14 protein-coding genes are annotated in these 17,614 nt (G+C 72.5%); 8 read left to right on the top strand and 6 right to left on the bottom strand.

The features are described 5' to 3' along the window. Positions 1 to 124: 124 nt before the first annotated feature. From FHR77_RS11030 to FHR77_RS11020, 3 genes are all read right to left on the bottom strand, one after another. A complete protein-coding gene (locus FHR77_RS11030) occupies positions 125 to 2,101 on the bottom strand; it encodes a BCCT family transporter (protein WP_167260286.1) in 1,977 nt (658 codons plus the stop codon). Between the two features lie 186 nt (positions 2,102 to 2,287). Further along, on the bottom strand, positions 2,288 to 4,012 hold the full coding sequence (locus FHR77_RS11025) for a CBM35 domain-containing protein (protein WP_243861654.1): 1,725 nt from the start codon (positions 4,010 to 4,012) through the stop codon (positions 2,288 to 2,290). Between the two features lie 188 nt (positions 4,013 to 4,200). Next, a complete protein-coding gene (locus FHR77_RS11020; RefSeq protein ID WP_167260283.1) occupies positions 4,201 to 5,244 on the bottom strand; it encodes a LacI family DNA-binding transcriptional regulator in 1,044 nt (347 codons plus the stop codon). Between the two features lie 179 nt (positions 5,245 to 5,423). Here FHR77_RS11020 and FHR77_RS11015 point away from each other — a divergent pair, with 179 nt between their 5' ends. The 4 genes from FHR77_RS11015 (at position 5,424) to FHR77_RS11000 (ending at position 10,670) form a co-directional block, all read left to right on the top strand. Next, a complete protein-coding gene (locus FHR77_RS11015; protein WP_167260281.1) occupies positions 5,424 to 6,677 on the top strand; it encodes a sugar ABC transporter substrate-binding protein in 1,254 nt (417 codons plus the stop codon). A 92-nt stretch (positions 6,678 to 6,769) separates the two neighbouring features. After that, positions 6,770 to 7,762, top strand: coding sequence for a carbohydrate ABC transporter permease (locus FHR77_RS11010; protein ID WP_167260279.1), 993 nt, complete (start codon positions 6,770 to 6,772; stop codon positions 7,760 to 7,762). Positions 7,763 to 7,890: 128 nt separating this feature from the next. Next, positions 7,891 to 8,652, top strand: coding sequence for a carbohydrate ABC transporter permease (locus tag FHR77_RS11005; RefSeq protein ID WP_167261346.1), 762 nt, complete (start codon positions 7,891 to 7,893; stop codon positions 8,650 to 8,652). A 56-nt stretch (positions 8,653 to 8,708) separates the two neighbouring features. After that, a complete protein-coding gene (locus FHR77_RS11000) occupies positions 8,709 to 10,670 on the top strand; it encodes a beta-L-arabinofuranosidase domain-containing protein (RefSeq protein ID WP_167260277.1) in 1,962 nt (653 codons plus the stop codon). Between the two features lie 43 nt (positions 10,671 to 10,713). On the opposite strand, the gene FHR77_RS10995 is transcribed toward FHR77_RS11000, so the two are convergent. Both FHR77_RS10995 and FHR77_RS10990 read right to left on the bottom strand, forming a co-directional pair. After that, a complete protein-coding gene (locus tag FHR77_RS10995; RefSeq protein WP_167260275.1) occupies positions 10,714 to 11,457 on the bottom strand; it encodes an SDR family oxidoreductase in 744 nt (247 codons plus the stop codon). A 142-nt stretch (positions 11,458 to 11,599) separates the two neighbouring features. Beyond that, entirely contained in the window at positions 11,600 to 11,995 is a 396-nt protein-coding gene (locus FHR77_RS10990; protein WP_167260273.1) for a DUF6578 domain-containing protein, read from the bottom strand. Between the two features lie 288 nt (positions 11,996 to 12,283). Between FHR77_RS10990 and FHR77_RS10985 the strand changes: the two genes are divergently transcribed. After that, positions 12,284 to 12,493, top strand: a complete 210-nt coding sequence (locus tag FHR77_RS10985; protein ID WP_167260271.1) for a hypothetical protein — start codon at positions 12,284 to 12,286, stop codon at positions 12,491 to 12,493. Here FHR77_RS10985 and FHR77_RS10980 read toward each other — a convergent pair. After that, complete coding sequence (locus FHR77_RS10980) at positions 12,490 to 13,794, bottom strand: AI-2E family transporter (RefSeq protein WP_243861652.1); 1,305 nt, start codon at positions 13,792 to 13,794, stop codon at positions 12,490 to 12,492. The genes FHR77_RS10985 and FHR77_RS10980 overlap by 4 nt on opposite strands. Before the next feature lie 173 nt (positions 13,795 to 13,967). Between FHR77_RS10980 and FHR77_RS10975 the strand changes: the two genes are divergently transcribed. The 3 genes from FHR77_RS10975 to FHR77_RS10965 all read left to right on the top strand — a co-directional run bounded on the left by FHR77_RS10975 (position 13,968) and on the right by FHR77_RS10965 (position 17,614). Continuing rightward, a complete protein-coding gene (locus FHR77_RS10975) occupies positions 13,968 to 14,984 on the top strand; it encodes a LacI family DNA-binding transcriptional regulator (RefSeq protein ID WP_167260269.1) in 1,017 nt (338 codons plus the stop codon). Positions 14,985 to 15,112: 128 nt separating this feature from the next. Next, positions 15,113 to 16,258 carry a glycoside hydrolase family 130 protein gene (locus FHR77_RS10970; protein WP_167260267.1) on the top strand — a complete coding sequence of 382 codons (1,146 nt, stop codon included), beginning with the start codon at positions 15,113 to 15,115 and terminating at the stop codon, positions 16,256 to 16,258. Between the two features lie 69 nt (positions 16,259 to 16,327). Then, positions 16,328 to 17,614, top strand: coding sequence for an extracellular solute-binding protein (locus FHR77_RS10965; RefSeq protein ID WP_167260265.1), 1,287 nt, complete (start codon positions 16,328 to 16,330; stop codon positions 17,612 to 17,614).

The raw sequence follows: 17,614 nt of genomic DNA, 5'->3' as shown, positions 1-17,614 counted from the left end.
CTAGCAACGTCCCAGGTCACCGCAAGGGGCCCCGTCGAGTCGGCACGACCTCGCTCGGCGCCGCCGGGCGCACGGAGGGCGCCCCGGACGGCTGTCGTGCGGGGCGCCCTCGGGTGGTGGACGGCTAGGAGCGGTGCTGCTCGCCGCTGCCGGGGACGGCTCCCTCGGCGACGGAGGCGTCGTCCGCGCCTCCCCGGGTCTCGTCCGCACCGGAAGCCTCGGCGGCCTCGGAGGCCTCGGCCTCGGCGGCCGCGTCGGCCTCGACCGCCGCGTAGGAGGCGCTCAGCCCCTCGTCGGCGTCGTGCTCGACCCAGGCGAGGTCGTCCTTCGAGTGGTCGTACGCGGCCGGCACCAGCGCGAAGTCGTCGCCGAACTCCTCGAGGCCGTTGCGCACGCTGTGGCGCACGACGCGCTCGGCGTACTGGTCGCGGAGGATGAGCGGATCGCGGCGGAGGTCCTTGAGGAACGCGATCATGATGAACGCCATGATGATGGCGAACGGCAGCGCCGCGATGATCGTCACGTTCTGCAGCGCGCTCAGCCCCGCGCCGTCCTCCCCGCCGGCGACGAGCAGCACCGCGGCGATCGCGCCGACGAGCACGCCCCAGGTCACGGTGACCCAACGCGACGGCTCGGGGCGGCCCTGCTGCGACAGCGTGCCCATCACGAGCGACGCCGAGTCGGCGCCGGTGACGAAGAAGATCGCGACGAGGATCGCGGCGATGACCGTCGTGACGCCCGCCAGCGGGAGGCCGCCGAGCATGCCGAACAGCACCTCCTCGGGCGGGCTGCTGGGCAGCGGAGCGTCCTTCATGCGCTGGTCGATGGCGGTGACGCCGAAGATCGCGAACCAGATGAACGACACGATCGACGGCACGACCACGACGACGGAGACGAACTGGCGCAGCGTGCGGCCGCGCGAGATCTTCGCGATGAACATGCCGACGAAGGGGGACCACGAGATCCACCACGCCCAGTAGAAGATGGTCCAGCTCGACAGGAAGGCCTGGGCCTCCTCGCCCTGCGAGCCGGAGCGCCCGATCATCATCGGCAGGTCGCCGACGAACTGGGCGGCGACCGAGGGGATCACGTTGAGGATCAGCATCGACGGGCCGACGAAGAACACGAAGAGCGCCAGCAGGAGCGCCACGACCGTGTTGATGTTCGAGAGGGCCTGGATGCCGCGCGAGACCCCCGACACGGCGGAGATGATGAAGGCGATGGTCAGCACGGTGATGACGCCGACCAGCAGCGTGTTGCCGGCCTGGCCGATGCCGCTGATCAGCTCGACGCCGTGGCCGATCTGCAAGGCGCCGAGGCCGAGCGAGGCGGCCGTGCCGAAGAGCGTCACGATGATGGCGAAGATGTCGATGGTCTTGCCGAGGGGGCCCTGGGTGCGGCCCTCGCCGAGCAGCGACGCGAAGATCGACGAGATCAGCGGGGTGCGGCCGCGGCGGTACGCGCCGTAGGCGATCGCTCCGCCGATGAGGGCGTAGAACGACCACGCCTGCGGGCCCCAGTGGTACAGGACCTGCGTCAGGGCCGTGTGCATCGCCTCCACCGTCTCGGCCTCGTCGGTGCCGGGGGGAGGCGTCTCGAAGAAGGTCAGCGGCTCGGCCGCGCCCCAGAACACGAGGCCGATGCCCATGCCGGCGGCGAAGAGCATCGAGATCCAGGAGAACATCGAGAACTCGGGTGCCTCGTCGTCACGCCCGAGGCGGATGCGCCCGAAGCGGCCGAACCCGACCCAGAGCATGAAGACCATGATCACGGTCGCGATCGACGTGAAGAACCAGCCGGTGTACTCGATCACCCAGGCGAGGACGGCCGAGGCGGTGGAGGCGAGGCTCCCGCCGCCGAGGACGCCCCACGCCAGGAAGGCGACCGCGAAGAGGATGGCGACGCCGAAGACGGTGCGGTCGGTGCGGAACACGCGGCCGGTCTGCTCGACGCCGAGGCCCGGGATCAGGGCGGGGTGCACCCCGCTCGGCGGCGGCTCGGTGAAGTCGCGGACGAGGCGTCGCGCGCCTCCGGCGGTGCGGTCGTGGCGGTGGTCGCCGGGCGGATCGGTAGGTCGGGGGGCCTGCTGGTTTCCTGACATGAGGAGCAATTCTCTGACTTTTGAGGCAGAAGGACCAATCGAGGCGTCGGGGACGCCCCTCGGGCGCCGACCTCGACGGGACTCACGCCCCCCTCCGGGCACCAGCCGCGGCGGTGGCCACCGCACAGGCCGACGGCCACGTCACGGGGCTCCCGTGACGTGGCCGTCGGCTCTGCCCGGCCCGGGTCAGCGGGGCCGGACCGTGATCGAGTCGATCTCCGCGAAGCCGCTGCCGCCGGCGTAGTTCGGCGAGCCCTTCGCGAGCCTGATGACGTTGTAGCCGGCCTTCAGGGTGAGGGGGGCGGCGGCGGAGTCGGCGAACCGGCCCCATCCGCCCGTGGTCGGGTACGAGACCGTCGAGAACGCGCCCCCGTTGTAGGCGAGGCCCTGGGTGGACGTGGCCGCGCCTCCGTTGGCGTACCGGGTGGTCAGCGAGTAGGCGCCCGCGGTCGGCACCTCGACGACGAAGTCGACGAAGCTGTTCGAGCGGCCGTCGCCCAGGCCGTCGATGCGACCGACGTAGCCGCCGTTCGAGGCCGTGGCCGACGACAGGCGCTGCGCGTTCACGACCGTGGCGTTCTCGGCCTCGTACACCTGCTGGTACGACGTCGTCGGCCCGGCAGCCGGCGTGACGACCACCTGGTAGGCGCCCAGGTAGTCCTGGTTCGTGATCGGCACCGTCACGGCTCCGTCCACGACGGTCGCCGTCGTGCTCGAGATCTGGGTCGGGGCGGCGACGTTCGTCATGCGGCCCGAGCGTGGCGTGTAGTTCACGGTGACCTTCACCTGCGAGCCGAACGAGGCGAGCCCCTTCACCTGGACGGCGTTGTCGCCGAAGGTGCCCCCGAGGGCGACGTTGACGATCTTGCGGGTCGAGTCGTACGACGCGAAGCCGTCGAGGTCGCCCGAGGGCGTGACCGCGAGCATGTTCCCGGCCATCTCGCCGTACCACTTGTACAGCCAGTACGAGCCGGTGGGGGCGCCGTTCCAGACGAGCCCGCCGACGGTGCCCGACTCGTACCAGTACGCCCGCTCGGCGTCGTTGATGCCGGTGCGCTCGAACTGGGCGATGTAGTGCGCCGCGACGCTGGGGGTGTCGACCTGCGACGGCGAGCCGTACTCGTTGATCGAGATGGGGCGCGGGCTGATGCCGAGCGAGCGCTCGATGGCCCGGTAGTCGGCGACGTGCTCATCGACGGTGTTGTAGGTCTCGTCCTCCAGCTCGTGCCAGACCACGACGTCGGGCAGGGTGCCGTCGGCCTTGGCCCGGGCCATGAAGTCGCGCATCAGGTCGGGGTAGTAGCGGCTGTAGCTCGGGCCGACGATGGGCGTCGTCGTGTCCTGCAGCTTCACCTGGCGGTAGGTGCGGGTCCAGCCGTCGAGGAAGGGGCCGGCCTTCGCGGTGTCCCAGGTGCCGTCGGGCTCGTTCCAGAGCTCCCAGCCGTTGATGTTCGTCGTGCCGGTGGCGTCGACGCGCGCCTTCACCATCGTGTCGATCTTCTGGGTCCAGTCGGCCCAGCTGATCCAGCGGTACGGGAAGTCCGGGTACACGTCGGGCATGCGGGCGTACGACTGCGCACCGTCGCGCGTGAACGCGGGCGCCGTCACGAGGACGTCGCCGGAGGGGACGGTGGCTCCGTTGCCGAGCTGCTGCACCCCGGGCGCCGGCTGGGTGTGCTGCTTGAGCCGCAGCGGGGTCAGCAGGCCCGGTGCCGGCTCCGTGGTGCTCGAGACGGCGTACAGGCCGCCGGCCCCGACGTGGGTGACGGGCCGGATGCTGCTCGACGCGTCGACGACGAGCGTGTTCCCGGCGGCGCTGGCCGTCGCCCCCGGGGTGACGAGCGCCGCGACGACGGCTGCGCTCAGGCCGAGGGCGAGGACGGCCCCCATGGTCTTCTTGGTCTTTCTCATCCTGTGCTCCTTCGCGTGGACGAGCGGCGCCGTGTGGGACGGCATTGTCCGAAACCGCTTTCGCTGAGACTGGCAGAGGCATACGCACTAAACAAGAAGGGGCCCTGAAGTGGTTTCGCGGCCGGGTCGCGGAGTGGCGACGGCGCCGGGCTCAGGGCACGCGAGGGCTCAGCGCCTCACGTCGGGCGTCACGCCCCGGCGTCGGTGCGCGGCACGGTCGACGCTCGCGCCTGCACGCGCACCGGCTGCGGGAACACGCCGGCGGAGACGGTCCCCTCGATGATGTCGACCAGGTGCTGCGCCGCGGTGCGCCCGAGCACCTCGAGCTCCATGTCGACGCTCGTCAGCGGGGGGCGGGACTCCCGAACGAGGAGGTCCCAGTTGTCGAAGCCGACGACCGCGACGTCGTCGGGCACCCGCAGGCCCTCGTCGCGGAGCGTGTCGAGCACGCCCCGGGCGATGTGGTCGCTGCCCGCGACGACGGCGTCGAGGGGGTCGCTGCCGCGCACGAGCAAGCGCGCGCAGTCGCGGCCCCAGGCCTCGCCCCACTGCCCGTAGAGCGAGTCGCCGCCGACGAGGCCGAGCCCGGCCGCGCGCAGGGCCCCGGCGACCCCGGCGGCGCGGTCGCGGGCGGCGGCGTACGACGCCTCGCCGTTGACGAGGGCGATGTGCCGGCGGCCCAGGCCGAGCAGGTGCTCGGCCGCGGCGGTGCCGGCCTGGACGTTGTCGGGCGTGAACGACACGTCGCCGTCGCCGGTCGAGGGCGCGTACACGTAGACCACCGGCACGTCGGGGGGCACGGCGGCGGGCGGCCGCGGGTTCGTCGTCCGGCCGACGATGAGGAGGCCGTCGACCCGTCGGGTCAGGAGGGAGTCGATCTGCAGCTGCTCGCGGAGGGCGTCGTCGCGGGCGTCGGCCAGCAGCACGGAGAGCGAGCCGGAGCCGAAGGCGTCCTCCGCCCCGAGGAGGATCGGCAGCACGAAGCGGTTGTCGAGGTCGCTCGTCACCATGCCGATGGTGCCGGTGCGAGCCGAGTTGAGGGCCCTCGCGAAGAAGTTCGGGGTGAACGAGAGGGCCGCCGCGGCCTCCTCGACCTTGAGCCGCGTGCCGGCCGCGACCTGGGCCCGGCCGTTCAGGGCCTTCGATGCCGTCGCCACCGAGACCCCCGCGACCCGCGCCACGTCGGCGAGGGTGACCGTCGTCGACCCCGCCCTGTCCCCTGTCGTGGCCATGTACCGAAATTAGTTCATGTCTGTGTTGACAAGCAAGCCGAGCAGGCATAGCTTCATCCCCGAAACCAGTTTCGGTGTCCGCCCCGCACCGGAGCCGACACCCCCTACTTTCTCGACGGTGAGATGCGCGGACCGCGCGGCCTCTCTGCGAGATCCCTGCAGCACCAGAGAGGATCACCGTGAACACGAACACTCGCCGCAAGGCCGCCATCGTCACCGTCGTCGGGCTCGCCACCGCGGCCGCGCTCACCGGCTGCGCCGGCGGATCGGGCGGAGGCTCGTCCGACGCCGCGTCGGGCACCTACACCTTCTGGGACCCGTACCCCCAGTTCGACGACTCCAGCGACTGGGCCAAACTCGTCAGCTCGTGCGGCACCGACGCCGGCGTCACGATCGAGCGCACGGGCTACGACACCTCCGACCTGACGAGCAAGGCGCTCCTCGCCGGCCAGCAGGGCAACAGCCCAGACCTGCTGCTCGTCGACAACCCCGTCGTCTCCACGCTCGCCGAGGCAGGCCTGCTCACCGACACCGACGAGACCGGCGCCGACACCTCCGCCGTCGAGGCGAACCTGCTCGCCGCGGGCCAGCTCGACGGGAAGACCTACGGCGTCCCGATCGGCGCCAACACGCTCGCTCTCTACTACAACAAGAGCGTCCTCGACGCCGCCGGCGTCGACCCGGCCTCGATCACCGACTGGGACAGCCTGACCACCGCCCTCGAGGCGGTCACCGCGGCGGGGAAGAAGGGCATCACCTTCTCGGCCATCGGCACCGAGGAGGGCAGCTTCCAGTTCCTGCCCTGGTTCTGGGGCTCGGGCGCCGACCTGACCACGCTCGACTCCGACGACGGGCAGTCGGCCCTCGCCCTGTGGACCGACTGGGTCGACGCCGGCTACGCCCCCAACTCGGTGATCGGCAACACGCAGACGACCAGCTGGCAGGAGTTCCTCACCGGCGACTACGCCTTCGGCGAGAACGGCACCTGGCAGCTGGCCGGGGTCAAGGAGTCGGGCATCGACTACGGCATCATCTCCATCCCCTCGAAGGACGGCGGCGCCGCCCCGGCCCCGACCGGCGGCGAGTTCCTGACGGTGCCCGTGCAGTCCGACGACGCGCGCTACGCGGTCTCCGAGAAGATCCAGGCCTGCCTGACGAGCACCGACAACCTCGTCGCGACCGACACGACGCTCTCGTACGTCGCCCCGACGACGGAGGCGCAGGAGGCGCAGGTCGCCGCCGACCCCGACCTCCAGCCCTGGGTCGACGCGGTCGCCGACGCGAAGGGCCGCACCAGCGACGACCTCGGCACGGACTACCCGAAGATCTCGGAGCAGCTCTGGAAGGCCGTGCAGAACAGCCTGAGCGGGTCGTCGACCCCGGAGGAGGCCCTGCAGGAGGCGCAGCAGGCCGCCGAGTCCGCCACGAAGTAGCGAGGCCCCGGCCTGGCACCCGGCCGGGGCGCGCACGGCGCCCCGGCCCCCGCGACACCCCCGCACCGTCCCCCGACGAGGAGCAGCAGCAGATGACCACCGACACCGTCCCCCGCCCGGAGGCGACCCGAGCAGCACGGCCGGCCTCCCCGCCGGCCCCCGGCGCCCCGCCGGCCCCCTCCGCGGCGCGCCGCCGTCGACGCGTCGAGCCCGGCCAAGCCGCGGCCTGGGCGTTCCTCGCCCCCGTGGTCGCCTACCTCGCCGTCTTCTACGTCTACCCGCTGCTGCGGAACGTCGACCTCTCGGTCCGCGACTACACGGTGCGGTCGTTCATCGACGGCACCGCGCCGTTCATCGGCCTTCAGAACTTCGTCGAGGTCTTCCAGAGCCCCACCTTCGGCCCGGCTCTCGTCAACACCCTCCTCTTCACATCGATCTCGATCGCGTTCCAGTTCTCGATCGGCATGGCCCTCGCGGTCTTCTTCTTCCAGAAGTTCCCGCTCTCGTCGACGCTCCGGGCGCTCTTCCTCGTGCCGTGGCTGCTGCCGCTCATCGTCAGCGCGTCGACCTGGTCGTGGATGCTGAACAGCGAGAGCGGCGTCGTCAACTCCGTCATCCGCGCCGTCGGCGGCGAGCAGGTCAACTGGCTGACCTCGCCGCAGTGGGCGCTGACGAGCGTGATCATCGCGAACATCTGGATCGGCATCCCGTTCAACCTCGTCATCCTCTACAGCGGGCTGCAGAACATCTCGGCGGACGTCTACGAGGCCGCCTCGCTCGACGGCGCGAACGCGTGGCAGGCCTTCTGGCGCATCACCTTCCCGCTGCTCGGGCCGGTCTCGGCGATCACGATCCTGCTCGGCCTCGTCTACACGCTGAAGGTCTTCGACATCATCTGGATCATGTCGCGCGGCGGGCCGGGCGACGCCTCGACCACGTTCGCCATCTGGTCGTACCAGCTCGGCTTCGGCTCGACGCTGCCCACCTTCGGGCCCGCGGCCGCCGTGGGCAACCTCCTCATCGTCATGGCCCTGATCTGTGGCCTCGTCTACCTGCGCGTGCAGAGGAAGCAGGCGAACTCGTGACCGCCGCCACCACCACCCGGCCCACCGGGGCAGCGAGCAGGCCCAGCGACGCCCGCCGCGCCTCCTCGAGGCGCCTCGGCCGACGCAGCCTCGGCACCACCGTCGTCGGCGTCGCGCTGACCGCGGTGATGCTCTTCCCGATCTACTGGATGATCAACGTGTCGTTGACGCCCACCGCGCAGATGCGGCAGAGCCCGCCGTCGTGGTTCCCGGCGCAGCCGACCCTCGACGGCTACCGAGCCGTCGTCAGCGAGCAGCTGCCCTACCTCGGCACGAGCCTGCTCGTCGGGCTCGGCACCGTCGTGGTGACGATCGCGCTGTCGGCCCCCGCGGCATACTCGCTCGCCAAGCTGCGGCCCGTCGGCGGCGGAGCCCTGAGCTTCGTGATGATCGTCGCGCAGATGATCCCGCAGGTCATCATGGCGATGGGCTTCTACGCCATCTACCTCAACCTCGGGATCCTCAACGAGTGGTGGGGCCTCGTCATCGCCGACTCGACCCTCGCGGTGCCCTTCGGCGTGCTGATCTTCACCGCGTTCATGCAGGGCATCCCCGACGAGCTCCTCTCGGCCGCGAAGCTCGACGGGGCCGGCACCTGGCGCACCTTCGTCTCGATCGTGCTGCCGGTCAGCCGCAACTCGGCCGTGACCGTCGGTCTCTTCGCGTTCCTCTGGGCCTGGTCGGACTTCGTCTTCTCGTCGACCCTCAACAGCGGCGGCGACGCGCAGACCATCACCCTCGGCATCTACCGCTACATCGGCAACAACAACCAGGAGTGGAACTCGATCATGGCGACCGCGGTCGTCGCCTCGATCCCCGCGACGGTGCTGCTGGTCGTCGCCCAGCGCTACGTCGCCGCCGGCGTCACCGCCGGCGCCGTCAAGGACTGACCGTGACCGCCGCCGCGCAGCCCCTCGCCGTACCCCCCGAGACCAGGAGCACCACCGTGACCACCACCTCCCCCCGCCCCACCACGCTCGCGGGCGACCGGCGCCGGTTCGCCGGGCCCGTCGACCCCCGCACGTCGACCCTGACCCCCCTCGACGCGACCCAGGTGCGCCTGACCGGCGGGTTCTGGGCCGAGAAGCAGCAGCTGAACTCCGACGTCGTGCTGCGGCACTGCGAGGACTGGATGGAGCGCATCGGCTGGATCCGCAACTTCGACCTCGCCGCCGCGGGCCGCGACCAGCCCGACGAGGAGTGGCCGCACTCCGGCATCGAGTTCGTCGACAGCGAGGTCTACAAGCTGCTCGAGGGCATGGCGTGGGAGCTCGGCCGTCAGCACGACCCCGACCTGCAGCGTCGCTACGACGACCTCGTCGAGCGCGTCTCGGGCGCGCAGGACGACGACGGCTACCTGCACACCAGCTTCGGCCGCCCCTGGCAGCGCGCCCGGTGGAGCGACCTCGAGTGGGGCCACGAGCTGTACTCGATGGGGCACCTCCTGCAGGCCGTCGTCGCCGCGGAGCGGACGGGCACCGGACCCCGCCTCGTCGAGGTCGGCCGCCGCCTGGCCGAGCACCTGTGGCGTGAGTTCGGGCCGGAGGGGCGGGTCGCGATCTGCGGTCACCCCGAGATCGAGGTGGCGCTGGCCGAGCTCGGTCGCGCGCTCGACGAGCCCCGCTGGGTCGAGCTCGCCCGGCTCTTCGTCGACCGTCGCGGCCGCGGCCTGCTCGCCGAGATCGAGTACGGCGCGGAGTACTTCCAGGACGACCGGCCCGTGCGCGAGGCCGACGTGCTGCGCGGCCACGCCGTGCGTGCGCTGTACCTCGCGGCGGGCGCCCTCGACGTCGCCGTCGAGACGCGCGACGACGAGCTGGCCGACGCCGTCCGCCGACAGTGGGAGGCGACGGTCGCGCACCGCACGTACGTGACCGGCGGCATGGGCTCCCACCACCAGGACGAGGCGTTCGGCGCCGACCACGAGCTGCCGCCCGACCGCGCGTACTCCGAGACCTGCGCGGGCATCGCCTCCACGATGCTGTCGTGGCGGCTGCTCCTGGCCGACGGCGACGCCCGGTACGCCGACCTGATCGAGCGGACGCTGCTCAACGTCGTGCTGGCGTCGCCGCGCGAGGACGGGCACGCGTTCTTCTACACGAACACGCTGCACCAGCGCACCGAGGGCACCGTGCCCGACGAGCTCGAGGTCAACGCCCGTGCGCTGTCGAGCCTCCGCGCACCCTGGTTCGAGGTGTCGTGCTGCCCGACGAACGTCGCGCGGACGCTGGCGAGCGTGGAGCAGTACTTCGCGACCCGCACCGACGACGGCGTGCAGCTGCACCAGTACGGCAGCTACGACGTCGACGTCGAGCTGCCCGACGGCACGCCCGTCGCCCTCTCGGTGGCGAGCGGGTACCCGTTCGACGGCCGCGTCGAGGTGACCTGGCGGGAGGCCACCGACCGTGAGGTCGAGCTGACGCTCCGGGTGCCGTCGTGGACGGAGGGCGCGGCCGTCACCCTGATCGCGCCCGACGGCGAGGTCAGCCGGCACGCGACCTCGACCGTGGTCGTGCGGCGGGCGTTCGCCGCGGGCGACGTGGTCGTCCTCGACCTGCCGACCCGCGCCTCCTGGGTGCACCCCGACCCGCGGATCGACGCGGTGCGCGGCCAGGTGGCCGTGCAGCGGGGGCCGTTGGTGCTGGCGCTGGAGTCGGTCGACCTGCCCTCGGGCAGCGTCGCCGACGTGCTCGTCGACACGCGGGTCGCCCCGGTCACGACGCCGACCGGCGCCCGCGTGGCGCTGACCCGCAGCTGGACCCGGCCGACGCCCTGGCCGTACGGCCAGCCCGTCGCGGCGACGGTCGAGCAGCTCGGCCGCGTCGACCTCGTGCCCTACGCCTCGTGGGGCAACCGCGGGCCGTCGACGATGCGCGTGTGGCTGCCGGTGGGGGAGGGGCGGGGCTGAGGCCGGGCCGGGGCCGCGCCGTGACGACGCGGCCCCGGGCGGGTCACTCGCTGACGCTGTCGCTCTCGCCGGCGAGCTCGCCGCCGTCGATGACGAACTCCGCTCCGGTCTGGAAGCTGGACTCGTCGCTGGCGAGGTAGACGACGAGGTTCGACACCTCGGCCGGCTCGCCGATGCGGTGCAGGGCGCCGAGCTGGTCGCCGAGCTCGAGGCCGTCGGTCATCGGCGTGCGGATGACGCCGGGGTGCACCGAGTTCGAGCGCACGTTCTCCGCGCCGAGCTCGAGCGCGACCGACTTCGTCAGGCCGCGGATCGCGAACTTCGACGCGACGTAGCCGTGCAGCGCCGTGGTGCCCTGCAGGCCCGCCGTCGACGAGATGTTGACGATCGAGGAGGGTGCCGACGCCACGAGTGCGTCGCGGGCGGCCGTGATGCCGAGGAAGGCCCCCGTCACGTTGATGCTCAGGATGAGGTTCCACTGGTCGAGCGTGTACGTGCCGAGTCGGCCGAAGTTGACGATGCCCGCGTTGTTGACGAGCACGTTCAGCCCGCCGAACTCGTCGACGGCCGTCGACACCGCCGTGGCCCAGTCGGCCTCCGAGGTGACGTCGAGGTGGACGTAGCGGGCCGCGTCGCCCAGCTCAGCCGCGAGGGCCCGGCCCTCGTCGTCGAGCAGGTCGCCCACGACGACCCTGCCCCCCTCCGCCACGATCGCTCGGGCGTGCGAGGCGCCCATGCCCCGCGCGCCTCCGCTGATGAGGGCGATCTTGTCTGTCAGTCGTTCCATGTCGTGGCTCCCTTGCCGTCGATGTAGGTCCTGCACGTCACGACGACCGCCGCAGTTGTGCGACGCGTGTCGTCGTCCCGTCGAGAGTACGCCGACGGTCGTCGTCTGGGCCGTGCCGGGGCGCGACGTCGACGAGCGTCCGTCAGCGAGCCTCTGGCAGGGCCGTGCCGTCGTCGACGTCGAGCTGGACCCTCCACCCGGCGACGTCCTCGCCCTCGCCGTGGCCGGGGAGGCGCTCGACGGCGACGCTGGTCGATTCGCCGACGACGTTCGTCCACGGGCCCGCGGGGTCCGGCCGGTGGGAGCGCTGTCGGACGGCGTCGACGGAGGCGATCCGCCCGGTCACGGCGACCCGAGGCGCGTCGTCGCCGCCGTGGTGCGTCTCGGCGAAGTCGACGCCGGCCGCCTCCTCCGGGCCGTACGACTGCTCGATCCACTCGCGGCCCCAGGTCAGCTCCCACGTCACCTCGTCGCCGACGTCGGCCGCCCTGCCGCAGCAGCCCTGCTCCCAGCTCGAGACGAACACACCGATGCGCATCCGCCCAGCGAAGCACGCCGTCGTCAGCGTCGGGGTGACCGTGGCCGACGCTCGCCGGTCACGACGCCGCCTCGACGCCGCGACCGTCCGTGAGCAGTGGTGGACGAGGTGGTCGTGGACCCTGGAGAGGTGCCTGGGGCCGGACGCTGACGATCGGCGGACCGGGGTCGCCATGATGCGGGTGCTGCTTGCGCTGCCCTGGGCGACGAGTGAGGATGATGACATCGCAGCCGTGATCTCATCAGAGATCGAGCACGCTGACCGCGACCACGGAGACGGAGGAAGGCCATGACCTGGGATCGTCACGACCACCCGGAGACGATCGAGATGGCTCGTGCCATCCTCGCGTCGGTGGATGAGCGACGGGCGCGCGACGCCGCGCAGAAGGCGACCCTCCGGGGCCGTCTCGGCCGCTGGCTGCTCCGCTCCGAGCAGCGCTCCCGTGCGGGCTCGCGCTCCGTCGACCCCTGGCCGGCCCGGGGGCCCGCCCGCCGCTAGGCGCCCTTCGCGGGCGTGCCGTCGGGCAGGGCGGGCCCCTCGACCGCCGCCCGCCACCGGCCCGAGGCGACGTGCTTGACCATGACGTTGACCGTCGCCGCCGTCGGCACGGCGAACAGCGCGCCGGGGATGCCCGCGACGAGCGACCCGGCCGCCACCGCGAAGACGACGGCGAGCGGGTGCACGCGCACCGCGCCCCCCATCACGAGCGGCTGCAGCACGTGCGCCTCGAGCAGGTGCACGATCAGCACCCCGCCGAGCATGACGAGCGCCTGCACCGGGCCCGCGACGACGAGCGCGAGCAGCACGGCCAGGGCCCCGGTCACGATCGCGCCGATGACGGGGATGAACGACGCGAGGAAGACGAGGATCGCGATCGGGATGGCCAGCGGCAGCCCGAGGAACGCCGCGAACAGCCCGATGCCCACCGCGTTCGCCGCGGCCACGACTACCTGCACCCGCACGAACGACGCGAGCGTCTGCCACCCGGCGAGGCCCGCGCCGTCGACGGCCGGCCGCGCCGCGCGCGGGAACAGCGCCACGACCCAGTGCCACACGCCGCGGCCGTCGATCAGCAGGAAGATCGTCGCGAACAGCGTCAGCAGCCCGCCCGCCAGCACGTGCCCGGCCGCCGAGCCGAGGGCCGCCACCCCGCTCAGGATCTGCTGGCTCGCGTCCTGCAGGGCCTGCCCGGCCTGGCCGACGTACTGGTCGAACTCCCGGTCGGTGAGCTGCAGCGGCGAGGTGCGGAGGAACTCCCGCAGCGCGTCGTACGACGCCACCCCCTTCGCCGTCAGGTCGTCCGCGCCGGCCCGCACCTGCGTGACGACGAGCACGAGCAGCCCGCCGACCACGACGACGAGGCCGAGCAGCGCGATGACGATCGCCAGCCAGTGGGGGAGGCGGCGGCGCGTCAGCAGGCGCACCACCGGCTGCAGCAGGGCGCAGATGAGGATCGCGATGAGCAGCGGCACCACGATCTCCTCGAGGGTCGCGATCAGCCAGCCCGCGACGGCGAGGCAGCCGGCGACGGCGAGCAGCCGCCAGCCCCAGGCGCCGGCGAGCTGCATCGCGGGCGGGACGGCCGAGGCGGCCGGGGGCGAGGGGGCAGGCGGCGCGACCGCGCTCGCGGAGGCGACCGCCGCCTCCGGCACGACCGCGCCCGCGGAGGCGACCCGCGCCTCCGGCGCGACCGTCGCGGCAGGGGCCCGGGGAGGCGCGACCGACACGTCGAGGTCGGCGGAGCCCGTCGAGGTGGCCGCGTCGTCGTCCGCGCGCCCGCGGTGCCAGGGAAGGTGCATGTCCTGCAGTCTCTTGGCGGGATCCGATGGAACGGCTGTGAGTCCGCAGACCCGCGCGTGCACGCGCGCTGAACGACCACTCCGCGAGGTGCCGTGACGCCTGCCGTAGCATCGTCCCGGTCCGCGGCGCTCGCCGCGGCGGAGCCGTCACGGGCGAGGCGAGGAGGCGCGACATGACCCAGCGGGTCACCATCGTCGAGGTCGCCGCCCGCGCCGGGGTCGCGATCAGCTCGGTGTCGAGCGCCCTGAACGACCGGCCCGGGGTCTCCGACCAGACCCGGGCGCGCATCAAGCAGGCCGCCGCCGACCTCGGCTTCGTGCCGAACGTGCGCGGCCGCTCGCTCAGCTCCGGCCGCGCCTTCACCGTCGGCCTCGTCGTGCACCGCGACCCGTTCGTCCTCGAGAGCGACCCGTTCTTCGGCAGCTTCATCGGCGGCCTCGAGTCGGTGCTCGACCCCCGCGGCTGGGCGCTCATCCTGCAGATGGGCTCCGCGGCCGACGAGACCCTCGACCGCTACCGCCGCCTCGCCGCCGGGCGCCGCGTCGACGGGGTCTTCCTCAACGAGCTCGTCGTCGACGACCCGCGCGTGCCGCTCGTGCAGCAGCTCGGCCTGCCCGCCGTCGGCGTCAACCCCGCCCCCGGCTTCCCCCTGCCGGCGGTCCGGCAGGACGTCGCCGCGGGCGTGCGCGAGCTCGTCGACCACCTCGTCGGGCTGGGGCACCGCCGCTTCGCGCACGTCGCCGGGCCCGCCCGCTTCGTGCACGCCGTCCACCGCGTCGAGGCCTGGCAGGAGTCGCTGGTCGCCGTCGGCCACGACCCCGGCGTCGTCGTCGAGGCCGACTTCACCTACGACGGCGGGCGTCGGGCCGCGGCCGACCTCCTGTCGCGCCCGGAGCGGCCCACCGCGGTCTTCTGCGCGAACGACCTGGCCGCCATCGGCTTCATGGCCGAGGCCGACCGGCTCGGCGTGCGCGTGCCCGACGACGTCAGCGTCGCCGGGTTCGACGGCATCGAGCTCGGCTCGTACGTGCGCCCCGCGCTGACGACCCTCACGACGACGCCCCGGCTGATCGGGGCCGAGGCCGCCCGGCTGCTGCTCGCGGCCGTCGAGGGCCAGGCCGGGCCCGACGCCTCGGTGGCGCCGGCCCGCCTGCTCGTCCGCGACTCCACCGCCCCCGCCGCGCGCTGAGCCCCGCGCCTCGTCGGCCGAGCCCCTTCCGCTCGGTGCCCCGCCGTGTTAGCTTCCTGTCTACCGAAACGTTTCGGTAACCACTCGCCACACCAGCCAGACCGCCACGACGACGAAGTCGGAGCCCCATGACCCCCGCCAGCACCAGCAGCAGCAGCAGCAACACCAGCACCGACGCAGCCCGTCGCCTCGAGCCGCTCACGCCCGACGCCCTCCGCGCCGTGCTCGACGACGCCCTGGTGCACGAGAACGAGCAGACCGGCGCCCTCGCGCAGCTGACCTTCTCCGGCCCGGCCGCCTACGGCCCCGACCGCCCCGACTGGGCCGTCGGCCCGTTCGAGCCCGACCCCGCCCTGACCTTCACGCTCGAGGGCCAGTGGGGCGACCCCGACGGCATCGGCTGGACGAGCTCGTCGCTCTACAACCCCTCGATGGTCGAGCACGACGGCACGCTGCACCTCTTCTACCGGGCGTCGCCCGTCAAGGAGAGCCTCGGCAGCCGCATCGGCCACGCGACCCTCGACCTCACGGCCCCGGGCGCCTCGTGGGTCGACGACCCCGCCAACCCGGTCGTCCGCCCGACCGACGACCTCGAGCTGCTCGGCACGGAGGACCCGAAGGTCTACCGCGCCGAGGGCCGCTGGTGGCTGTTCTACAACGGCGTCCACCCGATCACCGAGGAGGCGCGGGCCGCGTTCCCGAGCACGGGCTACCCCGTCGGGGCGGTCGGCTGCGAGATGATGCTCGCCGTCAGCGACGACCTCGTGACCTGGCAGCGCCTCGGCCCGATCGCCCCGCCCGAGCAGACGCGGCTCTGGGCGAAGGGCGCCGTGGTGCCCCGCGACGAGCACGGCGAGGCCGTCCGCCTCGGCGGCGAGTACCTCATGTTCGTCAGCGAGGGCTTCGACGGCGTGCTGCACGTCGGCCGCTCCGACGACATGCGCACCTGGGCCTTCGAGCCGGTCGACTACCTCGACCTGTCGAGCGTCGGCGGCCACCTGCACGAGGTCGCCGCGGCGATCGTCACGGGCGACGGGCACCTCGTGCTCGACGTCTTCCACGACGTCGACGGCCGCTTCGCCGCGAGCCAGGCCCGCTACGACGTCGACCGGCCGTTCGAGCAGCTCGACCTCACGCCGGGCGGCTCGCTCAGCTGGGGCGGGCTCAGCCGGGTCGACGGCCGCTGGACCTTCGCGCAGGGCTGGGACGCGCCTCCCGGCCGCCGCGAGCTCTACGTCTACCGCGAGGCGGCGGGCCCGACCCGCGCCTCCTGACCTCCGCCCGCGCCGGCTCGCCGGTGGCGGCACCCCCTCACAGCGCACCACCCGATCAAGGAGAACACCGTGCAACGACGCACCACACTCATCGGCGCCACCGTCCTGCTCGCCGGCCTCGGCCTGACCGCCTGCTCCGGCGGCGGGGGAGGCGGCGGCGACGCCCTCACCGCGAAGGGCCCGATCACGATCTGGTACTCGAACAACGAGTCGGAGGTCGCCTGGGGCAAGGCCGCCGTCGAGGCCTGGAACGCCGACCACCCCGACGAGCAGGTGAAGGGCCAGGAGATCCCCGCCGGCAAGTCGAGCGAAGAGGTCATCGGCGCGGCCATCACGGCCGGCAACGCACCCTGCCTCGTCTACAACACGGCCCCGAGCGCCGTCGGCCAGTTCCAGAAGCAGGGCGGCCTCGTCGACCTGTCGAGCTTCGACGACGGCGCCGACTACGTCGAGGAGCGCAGCGGCGACCTCGCCGAGCAGTACCAGGACGCCGACGGGAAGTACTACCAGCTGCCCTGGAAGTCGAACCCCGTGATGATCTTCTACAACAAGGACCTCTTCACGCAGGCCGGCCTCGACGCCGAGGCCCCCGCGCTCTCGACCTACGACGACTTCCTGGCCACGAGCAAGACGCTCGTCGACGCGGGCGTCTCCGACTACGCGATCCACCCGGCGCCGACCAGCGAGTTCTTCCAGACGCAGTTCGACTTCATGCCGCTCTACGCCGCGGCGACCGGCGGCACCGGTCTCGTCGAGGACGGCAAGGCCACCTTCGCCGACGACGAGGGTGAGACCGTCGCCGGGTTCTGGCGCGACCTCTACGACCAGGGGCTCGCCGGCCAGGAGCAGTACACCGGCGACTCGTTCGCCGACGGCGAGGCCGCGATGTCGATCGTCGGGCCGTGGGCCGTCAACGTCTACTCCGACGTGAACTGGGGCGCCGTGCCCGTGCCGACCGAGGACGGCACGCCCGCCGACGAGACGTACACCTTCAGCGACGCCAAGAACGTCGGCATGTACACGGCGTGCGAGAACCAGGGCACCGCGTGGGAGTTCCTGAAGTTCACCACGAGCGAGGAGCAGGACCGCGCCCTGCTCGAGACGACCGGCCAGATGCCGATCCGCACCGACCTCGCGACGACGTACGCCGACTACTTCGAGGCCAACCCCGCCTACGCGCTCTTCGGCGACCAGGCGGCCCGCACCATCGAGGTGCCGTCCGGCCCGAACACCGTGGCCGAGCTGCAGGCCCTCCGCGACGCCTGGTCGAAGAGCGTCATCTTCGGCGAGGGCGACGTCGACCAGGCCCTCGGCGACGCGGCCACGAAGGTCGACGAGCTCGCGGCCCAGGGCTAG

This window comes from Frigoribacterium endophyticum (assembly GCF_011759585.1).
In the GTDB taxonomy this organism is placed as follows: Bacteria; Actinomycetota; Actinomycetes; order Actinomycetales; family Microbacteriaceae; genus Frigoribacterium; species Frigoribacterium endophyticum.
This window is presented reverse-complemented; position numbering and strand designations above follow the sequence as displayed.